The 18961-nt window shown below is 42.4% G+C and carries 8 protein-coding genes; 3 read left to right on the forward strand and 5 right to left on the reverse strand.

Annotation, left to right across the window (positions count from 1 at the left end; all coding sequences use genetic code 11):
* Positions 1-218: 218 nt before the first annotated feature.
* The 3 genes from QWZ17_RS19945 to QWZ17_RS19955 all read left to right on the forward strand — a co-directional run bounded on the left by QWZ17_RS19945 (position 219) and on the right by QWZ17_RS19955 (position 6816).
* A complete protein-coding gene (locus QWZ17_RS19945) occupies positions 219-3209 on the forward strand; it encodes a glycoside hydrolase domain-containing protein (protein WP_290307064.1) in 2991 nt (996 codons plus the stop codon).
* A gap of 8 nt (positions 3210-3217) precedes the next feature.
* On the forward strand, positions 3218-6319 hold the full coding sequence (locus QWZ17_RS19950) for a DUF5107 domain-containing protein (RefSeq protein WP_290307065.1): 3102 nt from the start codon (positions 3218-3220) through the stop codon (positions 6317-6319).
* Positions 6320-6465: 146 nt separating this feature from the next.
* Positions 6466-6816: a phage holin family protein gene (locus QWZ17_RS19955; protein ID WP_290307066.1), complete on the forward strand. Its 351-nt coding sequence runs from the start codon at positions 6466-6468 to the stop codon at positions 6814-6816.
* A gap of 43 nt (positions 6817-6859) precedes the next feature.
* Here the strand turns inward: QWZ17_RS19955 and QWZ17_RS19960 are convergent, their stop codons facing one another.
* From QWZ17_RS19960 to QWZ17_RS19980, 5 genes are all read right to left on the reverse strand, one after another.
* Positions 6860-9049, reverse strand: coding sequence for a glycoside hydrolase family 3 N-terminal domain-containing protein (locus QWZ17_RS19960; protein WP_290307067.1), 2190 nt, complete (start codon positions 9047-9049; stop codon positions 6860-6862).
* Positions 9050-9086: 37 nt separating this feature from the next.
* The gene (locus QWZ17_RS19965; RefSeq protein WP_290307068.1) at positions 9087-10430 is read right to left on the reverse strand and encodes a vanadium-dependent haloperoxidase; all 1344 of its coding nucleotides are present in this window, start codon (positions 10428-10430) and stop codon (positions 9087-9089) included.
* Positions 10427-13744 carry a VCBS repeat-containing protein gene (locus QWZ17_RS19970; RefSeq protein ID WP_290307069.1) on the reverse strand — a complete coding sequence of 1106 codons (3318 nt, stop codon included), beginning with the start codon at positions 13742-13744 and terminating at the stop codon, positions 10427-10429. The genes QWZ17_RS19965 and QWZ17_RS19970 overlap by 4 nt, the downstream gene beginning before the upstream one ends.
* A gap of 122 nt (positions 13745-13866) precedes the next feature.
* A complete protein-coding gene (locus QWZ17_RS19975; protein WP_290307070.1) occupies positions 13867-15456 on the reverse strand; it encodes a SusD/RagB family nutrient-binding outer membrane lipoprotein in 1590 nt (529 codons plus the stop codon).
* A 5-nt stretch (positions 15457-15461) separates the two neighbouring features.
* Complete coding sequence (locus tag QWZ17_RS19980; RefSeq protein WP_290307071.1) at positions 15462-18779, reverse strand: SusC/RagA family TonB-linked outer membrane protein; 3318 nt, start codon at positions 18777-18779, stop codon at positions 15462-15464.
* Between the last annotated feature and the right edge of the window lie 182 nt (positions 18780-18961).

Consider the following 18961-nt stretch of genomic DNA (forward strand, 5'->3'; position numbering starts at 1 on the left):
AAAGCGCGAGGCGTGTGCGATTCCTTCCTTGGGGAAGGAGGAGGTAGGGGTTTAATTAGGCGTTCGTCAATGTGGTTGTAATCGCTTACAGAAACCCCTCCCTGCGTTTGCGCTCATACCAGCCGCACCCCTCCCGTTGGAAGGGAATTTGATTTTTCGAACGCTAAGGATTTAAACCAATCGGATAATATTACAGAAGTACTGATTAAATTTATACCATGAAAAAACAATTTTTTGCCGCCATTTTCCTGTTAGCCGGTTTTACTGCTTCGGCACAAAAAATACCGTACACCAACTGCGAAAAATGCTGGCTGCCCGATTCATTGGGTAACCACCGTGTGGTGTTAACCTTTAAAGGTTCATCGGCTAATATAGCGGTGGCTAATATTCCCTGGAGAAGGCGCGATGAAAACCCGCAAAATAAACGCATTATTTTGGTAGATGGCACTACCAATAAGAAGATAACCAATGTAGCCTTTGATGACATTACTCGTGAAAGTGGAAGGATCACCTTTCAGCCAACATCTGGTACGGGTACTTACTATGTGTACTATATGCCCTATAAAAACGAGGGTAGGTCAAATTACCCGAAGGGCGTATACTTAAAGCCAGAAAATACAGCCTCGGCCGAATGGTTGCAAAAAAGAGCAAGTCTTGATGTTGTTACCACGGCTACGGTTAAGGAATTTCAATCTATAGATGCCTTCAATAGCTTTTACCCTATGGAAGTTATCGCCACAAAAGAAGAAACCGACGCGTTGATCAAAAAAAATCGCTCTGCTGCCTTTCTGGTTTTCCCGGAAGATAGGTTAAACTCCATCCGCATGACCAAGGATTTGCCGCAACGTTGGATAGAGCTTGGTCCGCAAAATAAATACACAGGTATCGCGGCCCGTGGTGAAAACTTTGCATTTCAATTGGGTATTTACGCTTTGCAAAATATTCAGGATGTAAAAGTTACTTTTAGCAATCTTACATCTCCCGCAGGCAAAGCTATACCTGCATCTGCTTTATTTTGTATCAACACAGGTGGTACTACGTATGATGCTAAACCGTTAACCAAAACAGTAAACGTAGCACAAGGAGAAATTCAGGCGTTATGGTGTGGTGTTGATGTGCCGGCGACGGCTTTACCATCAACTTATACAGGTAAAGCTACCATCAGCGTGGCAGGCCAGGCACCAAAAGTAATATCAATTTCAATTAAGGTAGATAGCAAAATATCAAAAGATGGCGGCGTAAGCGAACCGTATAAAATGACCAGGTTGGGATGGTTAAACTCAACCATGGCGCAACAAAATACTGTTATTGCACCCTATACGCCATTGGCTGTAAGCGGCAATACCGTGAGTTTATTAGGTCGGAAAGTAGAAGTTAACAATGATGGTTTCCCCAAGCAAATCCAAACTTACTTCACGCCCGAAATGGCGGAGTATGCAACTACGCCAAACAACCTGTTAACCGAGGGTATTCACTTTCATTTCCTGAATGCCGCCGGTAATAAAATCAGCCTGAAAAGTCAGGGTGTTCAGTTTACTAAAAAAGAAGCAGGAACCGTACAGTGGACAGCCATTAGCGCGAATGATTCCCTGCAAATGACGGTGAGCGCATCGTTGGAGTTTGATGGTTTTATAGCTTACACTGTGAAAGTAAAAGCTTTACAGGACATAAGCTTAAAAGATATTACCATGCATATCCCCTTCAAAAAGGACTATGCCAAATACATGATGGGCCTTGGTCAGAAAGGCGGCTACCGTCCTGAGAATTTTGAGTGGAAATGGGACGTTGCCCATAAAAATCAAGATGGTGCATGGGTTGGTAATGTAAATGGTGGTTTGCAGTATTCGCTTCGGGATGAAAAATACGTTCGTCCGCTGAATACTAATTTCTATTTGCAAAAACCTTTGATATTGCCATCATCATGGGGTAACGACAATAAAGGCGGCATCAAAATAGCCGATGACGGCAAAGCTGTATTGGTAAATAATTACAGCGGTGCCCGGGATTTGAAAAAAGGCGAGGAGTTGTATTACAACTTTACGTTGCTTGTTACACCATTCCACACCATCAATACCGATTTTCAGTGGGCTACCCGCTTTTATCACGCGTACAAACCTATTGATACCATTAAAGAAGCTGGCGCTACGTTAATCAATATTCACCATGCTACAGCTATCAATCCCACAATAAACTATCCGTTTATCGCCTGGCATAAAATGAAGGCTTATGATGATTCGGCTCATGCGGCGGGTTTAAAGGTGAAAATTTATAATACCATCCGCGAGTTATCAAACCATGCTTATGAAACCTTTGCTTTAAGGAGTTTAGGGCACGAAATTTATTCGCCGGGTAAAGGCGGTGGCTTTAGCTGGTTACAAGAGCACGTTGGCGACGATTATATTGCCGCCTGGTTTGTTCCCGAAATTAAAGACGCGGCCATCATTAACAGCGGCATGAACCGTTGGCATAACTACTATGTGGAAGGCATGAACTGGCTTACCCAAAACGTAGGCATTGATGGCATTTACTTAGATGATGTGGCATTTGACCGTGTAACCATGAAACGTGTTAAACGTGTGTTGACTAAAGATGGTCACCCCGGTATTATCGATTTGCACTCGGCCAATCAATACAACAAAAGCGATGGTTTTAATAACAGCGCTAACCTGTACATGGAGCATTTTCCGTACCTGAACCGCTTGTGGTTTGGCGAGTATTTTGATTACGAAAAAAATGACCCCGATTTTTTCCTGACCGAGGTAAGCGGTATCCCATTTGGTTTAATGGGCGAAATGCTTCAGGGCGGTGGCAATAAATGGCGTGGTATGGTTTACGGCATGACTAACCGCATGCCATGGAGCGACGGTGCCGATCCGCGTCCAATCTGGAAAGCCTGGGATAACTTTGGAATGAAAGGAACCAAAATGATTGGCTATTGGGTTGATGATAACCCTGTAAAAACCGATAAAGCGAAAGTAATTGCTACGGTTTACAAAAAGGCAGGCGCGATGATGGTTGCCATAGCAAGCTGGGAAGATGCAGATACCGATTTTAAATTGACTATAGACTGGAAAAAATTAGGCATCGATCCGGCAAAAGCCACCATCACGGCTCCCGAGATCAAAAGCTTTCAGCCCGGTAAAACTTTTGGTTTAAATGATCGTATCCCGGTTGAAAAAGGTAAGGGCTGGTTGTTGATCATTAAATAAGTTAACTGATGAAGAAACAATGGCTGATAGCCCTGTGCATTTGCATGGGAGCGGGGAGTGCTTTTGCCCAACAGGAGGCAAGTATAAAGGAGTATAACAAAACAATTGTTAGTTACCCTTTCTCTGATCCAAACCCCATCCCCAATTTTACCAATGTTTATCCGTATTTCCGTTATGATGGATTTACGGATAAGCCGGTACAAAAGGAGTGGAAGATAGTTGAGCTGGAAAATCAGTACATCAGGTTTACTATTATGCCGCAGATAGGGGGCAAAATCTGGTCGGCTATCGAAAAATCAACAGGTAAGCCTATTGTTTATGAAAACCATGTGATCAAATTCAGGGATATTGCCATGCGCGGTCCCTGGACGAGCGGTGGTATCGAACCCAATTACGGCATCATCGGGCATACCCCAAACTCTGTAACCCCGGTTGATTACCTTACCCGTAAAAATGCCGATGGCAGTGTAAGCTGTATTATCAGTGTGCTCGATTTGCTTACCAGCACCACCTGGACAATGGAGGTTAACCTGCCAGTAGATAAAGCATACTTTACCACCAAGTCATTCTGGTATAACTCAACCCCGATAGAAGAACCCTATTACCATTGGATGAATACCGGTATAAAAACAAAAGGTAACCTGCAATACATTTTTCCGGGAACAAGCTATCTCGGTCATCAGGGCGAGTACAGTGATTGGCCTGTTAACAAGCAAAATGGGAAAGATATCTCGTTTTATGACAACAACAACTTTGGTGGTTACAAATCATACCACGTGTTTGGTAAGTACACCGATTTTTTTGGCGCCTATTGGCACGATGATGATTTTGGCATGGCCCGATACGGTGGTCATGAAGATAAAGCCGGCAAAAAGATATGGATATGGGGATTATCAGACCAGGGCATGATATGGGAAAAACTGCTTACCGATAACGACGGGCAGTATTCAGAGATTCAATCGGGCAGGTTATTTAATCAAACATCGCCACAAAGTACCTTAACACCGTTTAAACACAAAAGCTTTGCGCCGGGCGCATCTGATACCTGGACGGAGTACTGGTACCCGGTAATGAAAACAAAAGGTTTTGTGCAGGCCAATAACTACGGCGCTTTAAACGTAAAGGCAACCGATGGCTGGCTTAAACTGTATTTTAGCCCGGTTCAAAAAACAGACGATGTGTTGGAGGTTAAGCAAGGCGATCATGTTATTTATAGTAAAAAATTAAGCCTGAATCCCTTGCAGATCTTTGCGGATTCGATAAAAGCCGACGCTAAGGATGTGATAGTAACTTTAGGAGTAAATAAGCTTATTTATAACTCAAAACCATATGCGGATAATTTAAGTCGCCCGCTTGATTTACCAAAAGATTTTGATTGGAACAGCGCCTACGGCTTGTATACCCAGGGTAAGGAATTGATGGATCAGAAAATGTACCCCGAAGCGGAAACCAAGCTGAAGGACGCGTTAAATAAAGATCCCTACTACTTGCCTGCGTTGGTACAAAGCGCAATGCTCATGTACCGCAATATGCGTTATCCCGAAGCCTTAAGCTACGCTAAAACCGCGCTGAGCATCAATACCAATGATGGGGCTGCCAATTATTATTATGGGGTGATCAACGCGCAGTTAGGCAACGCCACCGATGCTAAAGATGGCTTTGATATCGCTTCCTTATCGGTGGAATATAGGAATGCTGCATATTCGGCATTGGGTAGTTTGTATTTAAAGCAAAAGGATTACAATAAAGCGTTGGAATTTGCTTCAAGGGCACTTGATTTTAACAGGTTTGATATTGGCGCTTTGCAGGTGCAGGCGATTGCTTACCGGATGCTAAAGGACGATAAAAGCGCAGGCGAGATTTTGAATGCAATAGTAAATTTTGAGCCGCTTAGCCATTTCGCGGCGTTTGAGCGCTATTTGTTAAATCCTACTGATGCAAATAAAATAGCTTTCAGCTCGATGATTCGTAATGAGCAACCGATTGAAAGTTATCTGGAGCTGGCTGATAGTTATTACAAGAATGGCTGTGTAGCAGAAAGTGAAGAGGTATTGCGGTTATCGCCGGGTAATGTATTGGTTGATTATAAACTGGCGTTTTTGCGGCATTTGCAGGGTAAACCATACCAGGATTTGTTGAACCAGGCAAATACTTTAACTCCTGCGTTTGTATTTCCTTTCCGAAACAACGACGAAGAGGTATTGCAATGGGCAATGAAGCAAAGTAACAGTTGGAAACCTAAATATTTACTGGCATTATTATATCGGGATAGAAACCGTGTTGAAGAAAGTAAGAAACTATTTACTCAATGTGGTAATGAGCCGGATTTTGCCCCATTTTATGCCGCACGTGCCGCCATGCAAATGGCAACAACAGATTTGGCCGACTTAACGATGGCTGTTAAATTGGATAATGGCTGGCGTTACAATAAACTCCTTGGCGAATATTATTTAACGCATCAACAATACAAAGAGGCGCTGACTACGGTTGAACCATTTTACAAGGCTCACCGCGATAACTATATTATCGGCATATTGTATGCCAAAACGCTGTTGCTTAATAAGCATTATAACAATTGTGGTAAACTGTTAGCCGGTATCAACATCCTTCCGTTTGAGGGGGCTACTATTGGCCGGGAATTGTATAGAGAAACAGAACTGATGCAGGCCGTACAAAAACTAAAAGCCAAAAACTACGCAGCAGCTTTAAGTTTCATAGCCGAAGCAAAAAAATGGCCCGCCAATCTTGGCGCAGGCAAGCCTTATGCCGAAAATGTTGACGAGCGCCTGGAGGACTGGATGAGCTATCAGTGTTATTTAAAACAAGGCAACACCAGCGAAGCCAATCGGTATTTGCAAAAGATCATCGCCTTTAAACCTAAAATAGAAAATACAGTCAGCAATTTTCTTCCCGCCAATGATTTGGTAACGGCCTGGGCTATTGAAAAACTGCAGAATAGGGCAGCGGCGGCCAACTGGCTTAATGACGAATTAAAGCAATATCCCAACGATAAGGTATTGCAATGGGTTAAGGCTGTGTTTGAAAGCGGTAAGTATCAGCAAACAGAATTGAGCGATGCGGTTATAAGAATACTTAAGGAAGTGATGTAGCATTGCAAACTTGCGAAGTTTTCAAAACTTCGCAAGTTTTTCGGTCCTGATACACCCCTCAATGAAAAACAATTTTGTTTCCTTTTAATTAATTTATTAAACCATTTTTATAGTCAGCTGTTTCTTAAGTAAATCTATACCTGCTTATGGAAACAAACGATACTTATCAACCTATTGTAAAGCAATTAAAACGGTATTTTGAAACCCGCTACAAGCTGTTTAAGTTAGAAGCGATAGCAAAGGGTAGTACTGCCGTTGCCAGTACCGCTGCGGATTTAGCTGTGGTTTTGATATTTATTGTGGCTTTTGTGTTCTTGACGCTAACCCTGGGCTTTTTTCTGGGTAAGTTGTTTAGATCAAGCTGGGCTGGTTTTGGATGTATAACCTTGCTTTACCTATTAATCGCGTTTTTAAATAAGGCATTCAGGAGAAGGATAGAGAAAGGTCTCGTTCGAATTTTGATCCGGAAAATGATGAGGAAGAAAAAAACAGAATAGCTATCTCTATTTATTAAATCGACAGCTATTCTGTTAAATAATTTTATTTGCCGCTCAGCTTAAAGCCAAAGGCAAGTTTCTCATCGGAAGAGTTCTCTCCGATAATTAACTTGTAGTCGCCTGGATAAAGTTTCCAGTTATGTTTGATTAAATCCCATTTTTGAAGTTCTTTAACAGGGACTTTTATGGTGATCAATTGCTCTCCACCTTTTGCAACAGATACTCGTTTAAAGCCTTTGAGCTCTTTCAGCGGCATCCTGTCTACATTGGGGTATTTGATGTAAGCCTGTACAACGTCATCGGCGTTCATGTTGCCGGTATTTTTAACTTTTATCTGTACAGTGACGGTATCTTTGGCGGCGTATTGTTTTGATGGAGCAGATACCGCATCGTAACCAAAACTGCTGTAGCTCATACCGAAGCCAAACGGATATTGCACAGCACCACCAAAATAACGGTAGGTGCGGCCTTTCATGCTGTAGCTTTCATATTTAGGCAAATCGTTAACCGAATTGTAAAACGTAAGTGGGAGGTGCCCCGATGGACTTACCTTACCAAAAACAATATCGGCCAAAGCGTTGCCACCTTGTTCGCCGGGGTACCAGGCATATATGATGGCATCTGCATACGGTGAAATGGCCGATACATCTACATCGCTACCGGCAGTAATTACCGCTATAATTGGTTTTTTAACGCTTTTACGCAATTCCCGCATAAAAGCAATTTCGCTTGCAGGCAGGCTAAGGTTCTTTTTATCACCGCCCGATTCGGCAAGAAATGCATCGCCTGCTTCGCCTTCTAATACCGGCGATAAGCCCAATACCGCTATGGTAACATCGGCATTGCCGGCACCCCAGATACCGCCGAAGTGTGTAGTGTCGCGATAGTCGCAACCCAAATCATATTCTACACGTGTGGCAGGGTCAACGGCAGCTGTAATACCTTCAACAAAGTTTACCACTTTGCTGCTTACACCATGATAGCTGCCAATCATAGGATCTAAAGCCGCGGCATTTGGTCCTAAAACCATAAAGCTGGAGTATTGGCCTTGTTTAAACGGAAGGATATTACCCTCGTTTTTTAACAATACCATGCTTTGTTGGGCTGCTTTACGCGCAAGGTTAATGTGCGTTGCATTGTGCAGGCTATCGGCTCCATAAGTTTTAAATGGACTTGCAGCGGCATCGTCAAAAAAGCCCAGTTTAAATTGGGTTTTTAATAAATGGTTCAGCGCTACATCAACTTCTTTCTCTGTTAAAAGCTTAAGTTGGATGGCCTTGATAATATCGTTCTGGAAAACAGACGAACAATCCAAATCTATCCCAGCCTTAATTGCTGCGGCGGCAGCCTCAGGAGCGGTAGGGATGGTTTTATGGGTTAAAAATACGTCATCCAAAGCGCCGCAGTCGGTTACTACGTGCCCTTTAAATCCCCATTCGTTCCTTAAAATATCGGTAACCAGGTTTTTATTAACGGAATTGGGCACGCCGTTGATACTGTTATACGCCGTCATTACCGATTCAACACCATTGTTCACCAGCGCGTGAAAAGCGTACAGGTACGTCTCGCGCATATCTTTTTCATCAACAATGGCGTCAAAATAATCGCGGGTAGCTTCGGGACCGCTATGTGCTGCAAAGTGCTTGGCGGTGGCCGATGCCTTTAAATAACGGGGATTGGTCCCCTGCATCCCCTTAACAAATGCCGAACCGATGTGAGCTGTTAAAAACGGGTCTTCGCCGTAAGTTTCCTGTCCGCGGCCCCAGCGTGGATCGCGGAAGATATTAATGTTGGGCGTCCAAAAGGTTAACCCCATATATTGTAAATGCCTGCCCATGCCTGTAGACAGGTTATACTTTGCACGGGCCTCTGTAGAGATGGCATCGGCCACAGAATCCACCAGCGCTTCATTAAATGTAGCCGATAAGCCGATAGCCTGCGGAAATATGGTAGCCTCGCCGGCACGGGCCACACCGTGTAAACCCTCGTTCCACCAGTTATAAGCAGGGATGCCAAGGCGGTCAACGGCTTTGCTGCGATAACCTAAAAGGGATACCTTTTCTTCCAAAGTAAGCTTTGAAATCAGGTCCTTTAATCTTAGCTCAATCGATTGCGAATTGTCACGGAAAAGAGGTTTATCCTGCGCTGCAGCAGGCTGGCTTGTAAAAAAGCAAACGCCACCCAACAGGAAGGTCGCGCTTGCTTTTATCATTTTTTGTGCAATGTGTTTCATTAATATGTGGTGATAGTATTATGCAAATAAACGATACTTATTTAACAAGGGGCATAACCCCCGCTTTTTTAATTTTTGCTATTACGCCTTTGCCTACATTTTGGCCTTGTACGTTGCCATTTTCAATGCTTTGCATGTAGTGGATACCACCGTAAAACCTTGACATGGAGGCCTCTGCAGCTGCCTGCTTAAACGATTTAAAATCGCGCTGGCTGCTGCCAAACGGAATCTCGGTATTATCCGTGTAGGCAAAGTTATCACCCAATAAATACGTAAGTATCTCGGCTGATGCATTGGAAATTACCGCGTGGCCGCTGGTATACTCCGGGAATGGGGGAGTTTGCAACACGGGCTGCCATTTCACATCCATATAACGGTTAATATAAGTTTCTGGCCGGATGCGGTTACTGGTGAATTTTTCTTCCCAGCAGCTGATAAAGGCATCCATAAGGGTTAAGCTTTCCAGGGTTATCACCTCTGTTGAATGATCAAAATCAAGTCCGGCTTGTTTGGTCACCAGCCCTGCGATATGCATCCAATGCCCGCCGGGGCTTATCTTTTTATAGCCTATAGCCATGTGCCCCGATGTGGTGATTGCAAAAGGATTACAATCCCAAAACAAGGCTGTGTTTAACTGGTCGGTAGTAAGGTGTTTTGAGATATTGTATACCGCCTTTACCTGCGCGTAAAATGCCGACGTAGTATCCTTGCTAAAAGGAATCAGTGCTGCCGGTTTATACTGTGTAGCCGAATCAATAACCATAGTGCGAATGGTACGCCAGTTGGGTTCAACCGCTTCAAAATAGCCGGGAGGGGTAGGGTACCATTTGCTTTCGTCTTTTATAGGCGTATATCGTTTTAGCGCGCTAAGCTGGCTATAATGATCCGTTTTTGAAAACCCAACTGCTATTTTGGATGCCATTTCGCCTACTTTGACAGAATTGGCAATAATGGTTTTATCTACATTGGTTTTTTGCAGCAGTTGCACAAAAGCGTCTTCATCATCCTTTAACATAAAGCCCGATGGCAACATCAGTTTGGCTGTCTCTAAAATGCTGTAAAAAGCCGCAATCTTATAATCGTATTTAAAGGTGATGGTATCTAAAGTGGTGTTCGCCTTGTAATCCTTTACAAACTTTTGTAGCTGTGGAATGCTTTTGTTATTGGCCGCAACAATATTATAAGCGCCCATCATGGTATAAGCATAGTAACGCGCAGCAACCGGCGGACTAACCACATCATGTACCATTACCATGGTTACAGCGTTTACCGCATGATCTGGTTGTAAATAATCCGGGTAGCTGTTAGTATTGGTTTGCGCAAAGCAGTGGTTTATGCTTAATACGCAAAGTATTATAAATGATCTTTTAAAATAGTTCATTGTTCCTGGTAAAATTGTAGCGGGCCATCGCTTACGCCAATCAATAAATAAGGGGTTTTGTTGATGTTAACCTCAACGGCCGATTTTACGTCGCCGATAACCGATAGGCCGGATGCTGGCTGAGGAACATACACAAACCCACCTTTACCGTCGCCTTTCAACAGGCAGCCATAATTAGCATCAATACTGCCAATTTTTAAGCGGTTATCAGAGTGGTTACCCAATAACAAAATATCTACATGTCCGTCGTGGTCGTAATCACCGGTTAAAATTTGCGTGGCGGGGGCAAACTGGGCTTCGGTAGGCAGGGCTGCCTCAACAAACTTGCCATTTTGGTTAATGTAAAGCGTGGTTTTGGTAGTGTTTACCGATAGTTTGTGTGTTTTGCCTAATTCTTCGGGTGTTAAAACTTCATTGATTGTTGCATCCGCATAGGCTTTGTAAGAATTAAAGCGTCGGCGCATCGGGTAAATCTGCTCATTCAATTCGTCGCGGCTTACAAAAGGATAGCTTTTGCCCTGGATATAAAAGTTAAAGAATGGATCGATAGAGCCATTGCCGTCAATATCGGCAAAGTACATTTCGCCCGGCTCTTTATCAGTAGCACGAATCTGGGTGTTTAATCCAAGGTTACCTGCAATCAGGTCAGGTTTGCCATCGCCGTTAACATCGGCAAATGTGATCCTATTCCAGAAACCTTTCTGAAGCGTACCAAAGTAATCGGTAGTCTTATCTTTAAAGCCATCTTTATCGTTAATGAAGATGGTTATCGGCATTAGTTCGCCACATAAAACCAAATCTTTACGGCCATCGCTATTCAGGTCAATCCATTGGGCATCGGTTACAATACCAATTTTGTTAAATGGAATAGTTGCCGCTGTGAATTTGCCTTTACCATCATTAACCAACAGGTAGCTTTGTGGCGCAACCGGGTATTGACCAGGAATTACCCTGCCGCCAACAAAAATATCCATGTCGCCATCGCCGTCAAAGTCAAAAGGTTTTACAACCGATTTGCTGTTGGCGTTTAACACCGGGAGGGCAGTAGGAGCGAGCACAAAGCGGCCATTGCCTTCGTTTAAGTAAAGTTCATCCTGCAAATCGGGCGTATTAGGCTCGTATAACGAATAACCACCCTTAGCAACGTATAAATCGGGTTTGCCATCGCCATTGGCATCAAAAAAAGCTGCTGCTGATGTAGTACCGATATTATCTGTGCTGCCACGAACGATATCTTTAGCTACATATTTGCCATCGGCCTGTTGCTGGTAAATTTTACCGGGACTATCTTTTTCTCCGCTTACAAACAAATCTTCCAGGCCATCACCATTAACATCAGCCTTTACAATTACAGGCGCTGTTTTTGAATACATAAACAACATCAACAATTGGCGTTTAAAATCATTTAAGATGATTTCCTCCGGTTTAAAATCGATGATTGGATTTGCGCGTTTAAAAACAGGCTTGCTGGTTACAGCGGCCTGCATGAATGTTTTTTCGGTCGGCTGGTATTTGATGGTGAGTAATTGGTTCGCTTTAACATCTTTCATTAATTGCGATGAGTTATCCGGCCAAATTATGCGTACTGAGTCAACAGCTTTAGCATCTCCCAAACCAAAGTTTAAGGTGGTTGATACACATGACAGATAGCCGCGATTAGGATTCACTTCCTGGTATTGGATGTTTTTACCATTATATATCGTCACTTTAGCACCAATTGCGTTAGTGTTTTTGCCGGTACCTTTGAGTTTTAAGGCGATGTAGGAAGTATTGTTTATTTCGCGGCTGGTGTTCTGATAGATGGATGCCGGTTGATTGATATTATTTACCACCAGGTCAAGGTCGCCGTCATTGTCCAGATCTACATATACGGCGCCGCTTGAAATATTTTGTTGGTTTAAGCCCCATTCTACCTGTTTATTGCTAAAGGTAAGGTCGTGGTTATTTCTGAAAATATAGTCGGGTACGGCTGTTGATGGCATCGCCATAACCAAATCCATCAGGCGGAAAGGTTCGGCAGCCATGGCTTTTTTGATCTTGTAATCGCCCCAGTAGCGTAAAAAATCCTTATTGGTGTAATCTCTTAAGTAGCCGTTACTGATAAAAATGTCTTTATAGCCGTCATTATCAAAATCGGCAATGAGCGGGCACCAGCTCCAGTCGGTGTTGGATAAACCTGCAAGCTGTGCGATTTCGCTGAATGTACCGTCGCCATTGTTTAGCTGCAGCATATTGCGCATATATTGTTTGTAAAGCCCCTGGTTTTGCATTAACGCGAAGGACTCATAGTTTTCTTCTAATTGTAGTGATTTTTGCCTGTGGTTATCCTCGGGCAACATATCAAGGGTCATAATATCGGGCAGGCCGTCATTATTAAAATCGGCAATATCAACACCCATTGAAAAGTGCGACATATGCCTCAGCATATCTTTTGATTTCTCTTTAAAAGTACCGTCGTGATTATTGATGTAGATATAATCTGGTTCGTTGTAATCGTTGGTAACGTAAATATCGGGCCAGCCATCTTTATTGATATCGGCAATGGCCACTCCCAAACCAAAGGTGAGTGGGTTTTGTACTATCCCGGCGGCTTTTGATACATCGGTAAAATGGCCGCCATCGTTCCTGAATAATTTATTGCTGGCCAAATCGTCTGTTTGATCCTTGTAACGGGCCAGCTCCATGTTGTCGATCTTTTTAATGTTATGGTTTAACAAAAACATATCCAGATCGCCATCATTGTCATAATCAAAAAATACAGCCTGGGTGCTATATCCCGGGTCGGCTAAACCGTATTGTTTAGCTTCTTCTTTAAATTTATTATTTCCCTGGTTTATAAATAGCTGGTTGCTGCGGGTGGCGTTATCAGTTTTGCCCGAGTAGCAAACGTAAATATCCAATAAGCCATCGCCATTAACATCGGCCATGGTAACGCCGGTTTTCCATGAATCTGGCCGGCCGCCAAGCTCGGGGTTCGCGCTATCGGTAATGTCCTTAAACTTCATGTGGCCCATGTTTAGGTAAAGTTTATTAGGCTTCATGTTACCGGTAAACATTAAATCGGGCAGGCCGTCATTGTTGATATCGCCCACAGCTACACCACCACCATTGTAAAAATACTCATATGATAACACGTTGAGCGATTCTGTCTCGTTGATATCGTTACTGAATTTAACGTTGGTTTCTTTACTGTTCAGCAGCTTAAACAGCGGTTGCTGCGCATAGGAGGGAAGCGCAATAAAGGAAAATGCCGCTACTATTATAGCAGATGGACTGGCTGCGCGTTTAAAAAAAGAGAAAGTAAAAATGGACATAAGCACTTTAAATAAAAACTCATGATCGGGGGCACGCGGTTTATTAAAAATAAACTTTATAAATAGAATAAAACAAACAGGGAGACAATATTGTCTCCCTGTTTGTTAATATAAAATGGATACTATTTATCCCACCAAACTTTGGCGGCAAAGGTATCACCACCGCTAAGTTTAGCAACAGCAGCAGTGTAATTAGCACCGTTGGTTGCCGGAAGACCCAATGGATAAGGGATTCTTCTTGGAATTGAAGTATCAAACTGGTTTGGATAAACAACCGCTGTTATTACAGGGTAGCCTGATCTTCTCCAATTAGCCCATGTTTCATTGAAGTTAAATGTTGACGATGTTTCAACATAATACTCCATGTTAATTTGCTGTAAAGCGGTTGCAGCAACTAATGGATGTAATGCAACATACGCTGTAATGCTTGCAGCAGGCACTGATGTAGTGCCAAACTGGCTCAGCGTTTGCATATCTGCTGCTAAGGCATTAGCATAGTGGGTAGCCGCAACGCCGGTAGCCCAGCCGTTAACCGCTGCTTCGGCCAATAATAATTCTGTTTCGCCATAAGTTAACAGGAAGTTGTAGCGGTTACGATCGTCATAAACTGCAAATTGCGGGCGTGAGTATTTACCATCTGGTGCAGCCGCATCTTTATCAACAGCTGGGTTAGCAGGGCTTGTGCCTGGGTAGTTTGATGCTTTTGAGATATCAGTGGCGCCACCTTTTTGGTCGTAGCCGTTTGGCATACCAATTTGCAATGAAGCAGTGTTAACACCGGCTATCTGAGTTTCGTTAGCTTTTTTACCAGTTCCGGCAGAAATCTCGCCAATTGCGCTGATCCTTGGATCGTTGCTTGATTGCATGAAGTCCATAAGGGTTTTTGACCATCTAACTTCTCTGAAATCATCCGTAACCAATAGTGCAGCTGCATCGCTGTTACCGTTACCATTGGCATTATCTGCTTTTACTTTAGCGTTATCGTCAATTGATGCCATAGTACCACCTGCATATGCTTTTTCTGCATAAGTTTTAGCTGTAGCAGCGTCAACTTTGGTAAGGCGCATAGCCGCACGTAACATTAAAGAATAACCTAATTTTTTCCATTTGGTGATATCACCGCTATAAAAAAGATCAGATGTTGGTTTATCCTTTGATACGTCTAAAGCCGCTGTAGCTTTATCTAACAGATCAAGCATAGACGTGTAAATGCTTTGCTGGCTATCAAATACTGGTGTAGTAACACCAGATTTTGCCTGCCCTTCTTGTGAAAAAGGACAATCGCCGTAAGCATCTGTAATACGTTGCAAAATCATCATACGGAAGATAGTGCCAACATTATCAAGGTTAGTATACGAAGCATTACCTTTTACAAGGTTTTTCATCTCATCAATTAAGGTAGATGAGCCGTAGCTTGTATTCCATGTTCTTGAATAATAATCCCTGCCGCTACCGGCGTAAATGTATTTATCACCATTGCCGTAGTAATCATAAGTTGAAGCTAATGACTGCGACCACATGCTTTGGTAAAGCAATTGATCATAACCAGTATTAGAGAACTTTATTTGTGCCTGTGCTAACAAAAAGTTAGGGTTAAATAGGGTAGCATTAACTTTAGTAGGATCGGTGTTTATCTTGTCAAAGTTTTTAGTACAACCCAACATAAAGGTGGTACCTGCAATTAGGCAACTATATATAAGTCGTTTTTTCATCTTTGTTATTTTTTTAATTTAAAGTTCACGTTTAAACCATAAGTCCTTACTGCAGGTACGCTGGTACCTTCAATACCGGCATAATTAATGCCTGGAGCAAAGTTTGATTCCGGATCAATGTTGTCAGTATGTTTCATGATAGTCCACAGGTTACGTGCTACCAATGAAACTGTAATTGAATTGAATGGAGTGTTCGCGATAGTAGTTTTTGGAATTGAGTATCCAAAAGTTACTTGGCGAAGTTTGATAAAGCTGCCATCCAATACGTTAAGGGCAGACACGTTACGTGCTAAATTCTGGTAGTAGGTTTCGGCTGGTACGTTGGTAGTGTTTGTAGTACCGGCTTCAGTAACACCAACACCAACTACACCAGTTTCGCGGCCAACCAAAGTCATTTTGTTTAAACCACGGAAGATGCTATAATAGTTAGTTGCTGATAATACTTTGTTGCCAAAACGGTAATCGATAAGGAACGCAAGGTTAAAGTTCTTGAAGTTAAACTCGTTGTTAAAGCCACCATAAAACTTAGGAGTTACGCTACCCATTGCTATACGACCGGTTGCCTCTGCATTACCGCTTGCATCAAAAATGATGTTGCCGCTTGCATCGCGTTTGTAATCGTTAGCTAAAATTTGCGGACCAGACATGCCTTTAACAAATGCAGTAGTTGCATTTAATGGGCGGTAAGTACCCAAACCTAAGTTACCTCCAGAATTATCTGTTGAAAGAACTTTGTTTTTAACGTAGGTAAAGTTGAACGATGGATTCCAGCTAAAAGTACTGGTTTTAATAGGTGTTCCGTGAATTTCAACCTCAATGCCGTTGTTTTGTACTTGCGCGGTGGGAATGTAGTTTGAAGTATAACCACTTGATTGATCGAGGGTAGCCTGAACAATCTCGTTTTTAGTTTTCTTAGTGAAATAAGAAACATCTAATCCTAAACGGTCATTAAAAAATTTCAATGATGTACCAATTTCAAATTCGCTTAGTAAATATGGTTTAAGGAATAAGTTTGCAAGTGTGCCATCAAATGTTCCTGCACTTACGCTGTTAACAGAATTTGCAACACTGTAATAAACAGCATTCTTATATGGTTGTGCACCGTTACTTGTTCTGGCGTATGACAAGCGTAATTTACCAAGATCAAGGCCCTCAATATGAGTTAAATCTGAAAAGATGAAACTTGCAGATACTGATGGTGTAAATATACCTGGGCCTAATTTGCTTGAAATTGTGCTATAGTAGTCATAACGACCGGTTGTACCTAAAACAAGGAAGTCTTTAATTGAAAAATCTGCGGTGTAGTACGCTGAGTTAACTTGTAAAGCAGTTATGCCCTGGTTACCGCTATCTCTTGTTAAACCGTTAGATAGGTCATAGAAATAAGGGATGATAAAATTGTTAGCATTAATAAAGGTACCGGAAGCGTTGCTTTTACGGATGTTACCACCAACAGATAAATCTAAATTTAAGAAATCTTTGATGATATCATGTTTAGCACCTGCTAACACGTCTGTATTGAACTCGGTGATCTGGGTAGTTTGCGTTTGCATGCTACCGTTGCTGCTGTTATAAGCTGTACCGGTAGGGGTGATGCTTAAGCGGTTATCATGTATTTTATCATAACCTATGCGGCCCTGGATATAAGCCCACGGTGTAATAGCGTATTTTGCCGAAATTGATGATATTAAACGCTCCCTGTTAGTATTGGTTACAAAGTTGTAAGCAGCAAAGTAAGGGTTAGTTACATAAGTATCATTAGTAAATGATTGCTCGGTACCATCTGCTTTTGTTCCTGGGGCCAGGATGCTTTGGGCCTCATTTGGCGCTAAGAACTGAACGTTGTTAGGATTACCTGGTCCATCGCTCAAGCCAGAACGGTTTTTCTCGTTATCCAAAATGTAATTGGCAACCAGGTTAATGTCCAGGTTTTTAATTACAGTTTGTGAACCGTTAAAGTTGAAGGTTTTTCTGTTAAGACCACTGTTTGGAGTGACAGCATGGTTATTCATATCTGATAATGACAAACGGAAAGCACCTGTTTCATTACCGCCAGTTAAAGCAACTGTGTTTGTAAAGGTATTGCCGGTTTTATAGAATTTTGTCCAGTCATCACTGGTTTTTGAATAAGCATAGCTTTTACCATCAAATTGCGGCACTTGTGAGCCATCAAGTTTAGCACCCCATGCAAGGCTACCAGAACTTAACGCGTCGGCGGCATTATTAGGTTTAACACCATTTTCGCCCTGACCATATTGGGTTTGGAAATCTGTATTGTTTACAACTTTATCTGCTTGGTAGTTGGTGTTATACTCAACGCCAAAGCCAGAGTTCTTTTTACCAGATTTGGTAGTGATCAAAATTACACCGTTAACCGCACGTGTACCGTATAATGCAGATGCTGATTGACCTTTCAAAACAGTCATGGTTTCAATATCATCTGGGTTGATGTTTGAGATACCATCACCGTAATCGGCACCGCCCCATTCGCCCGATTGACCACGTTGTGTGTTATCCATCGGTACACCGTTGATAACAAATAACGGACCGCCGGCAGTTGTACTGGTTACACCACGTAGTAAGATACGTGCAGATGAACCCGCGCCACCGTTTGTACCACTGATACTTAAACCAGCAACACGGCCTTCTAATGAGTAAGCAACGTTACTTTCTTTTGCTTTGTCCAAAGCGCCACCGCCTACTGTGGTTACAGAGTAGCCTAATTTCTTTTCATCTTTTTTGATACCCAAAGCTGTTACCACAACTTCATTAAGGCTTTTTGCCGAAACAGTCATTCTGATGTTTAAGGTAGTTTTACCAGCCACTGCAACTTCCTGGTTTTCGTAACCTAAAAATGAGAAAACCAATACTGCATTATCAGGAACAGTTAATGAGAAATTGCCATTTGAATCTGTTACAGTACCAGTGGTGCTGCCTTTTACCCTTACAGAAACGCCCGGAGCAGGGGCACCGGTTTCGTCAGACACTTTACCTTTAACAGTGGTAGCCGCTACCGGAGCTTCGTTTTTGCCGGTAATGACTATCAGGTTGTTTTCAAGTTGGGTATAAGTGAAATCGGTGTTTGCCAATACCTTGTTCAATACAGAGGTAACTTCTTCGTTTTGTACACTTAAAGTTATCTTTTGTGTTGAAGGGATTTTGCGCTCGCTGAAAACAAAGTGATAGTTAGTCTGCTTTTGAATAGCAGAGATAACTTTCTTGAAATCAGCAGATTTCATGTCAAAGGTGACTTTTTGTTGTGAGTACACTTTTGCCATGGTTTGCAGGCTAAAGAATACCGTTAAAATAAATGTCAATTTCATTATTATTATGGACTTAAATAGCCAATAGTTATCTCTTACACCCTTGGGGTGTTTAAAATATTTCATACTTTTACTTATTAAAGGTGACTTGATTAAATGGCAATGTGCTGTTCGAGAGCGCATTGCATGATTAACTAACAGATCTTCATCTTCGCGGGAGTTACCACTGGTAATTCCCGTTT

This window comes from Mucilaginibacter flavus, assembly GCF_030409315.1.
In the GTDB taxonomy this organism is placed as follows: domain Bacteria; phylum Bacteroidota; class Bacteroidia; order Sphingobacteriales; family Sphingobacteriaceae; genus Mucilaginibacter; species Mucilaginibacter flavus.

Bases quoted from the DNA above. Each gene is read 5' to 3' on its own strand.
- QWZ17_RS19945 (WP_290307064.1), top strand. From the start codon at position 219: ATGAAAAAACAATTTTTTGCCGCCATTTTCCTGTTAGCCGGTTTTACT.
- QWZ17_RS19950 (WP_290307065.1), top strand. From the start codon at position 3,218: ATGAAGAAACAATGGCTGATAGCCCTGTGCATTTGCATGGGAGCGGGG.
- QWZ17_RS19955 (WP_290307066.1), top strand. From the start codon at position 6,466: ATGGAAACAAACGATACTTATCAACCTATTGTAAAGCAATTAAAACGG.
- QWZ17_RS19960 (WP_290307067.1), bottom strand. From the start codon at position 9,049: ATGAAACACATTGCACAAAAAATGATAAAAGCAAGCGCGACCTTCCTG.
- QWZ17_RS19965 (WP_290307068.1), bottom strand. From the start codon at position 10,430: ATGAACTATTTTAAAAGATCATTTATAATACTTTGCGTATTAAGCATA.
- QWZ17_RS19970 (WP_290307069.1), bottom strand. From the start codon at position 13,744: ATGTCCATTTTTACTTTCTCTTTTTTTAAACGCGCAGCCAGTCCATCT.
- QWZ17_RS19975 (WP_290307070.1), bottom strand. From the start codon at position 15,456: ATGAAAAAACGACTTATATATAGTTGCCTAATTGCAGGTACCACCTTT.
- QWZ17_RS19980 (WP_290307071.1), bottom strand. From the start codon at position 18,779: ATGAAATTGACATTTATTTTAACGGTATTCTTTAGCCTGCAAACCATG.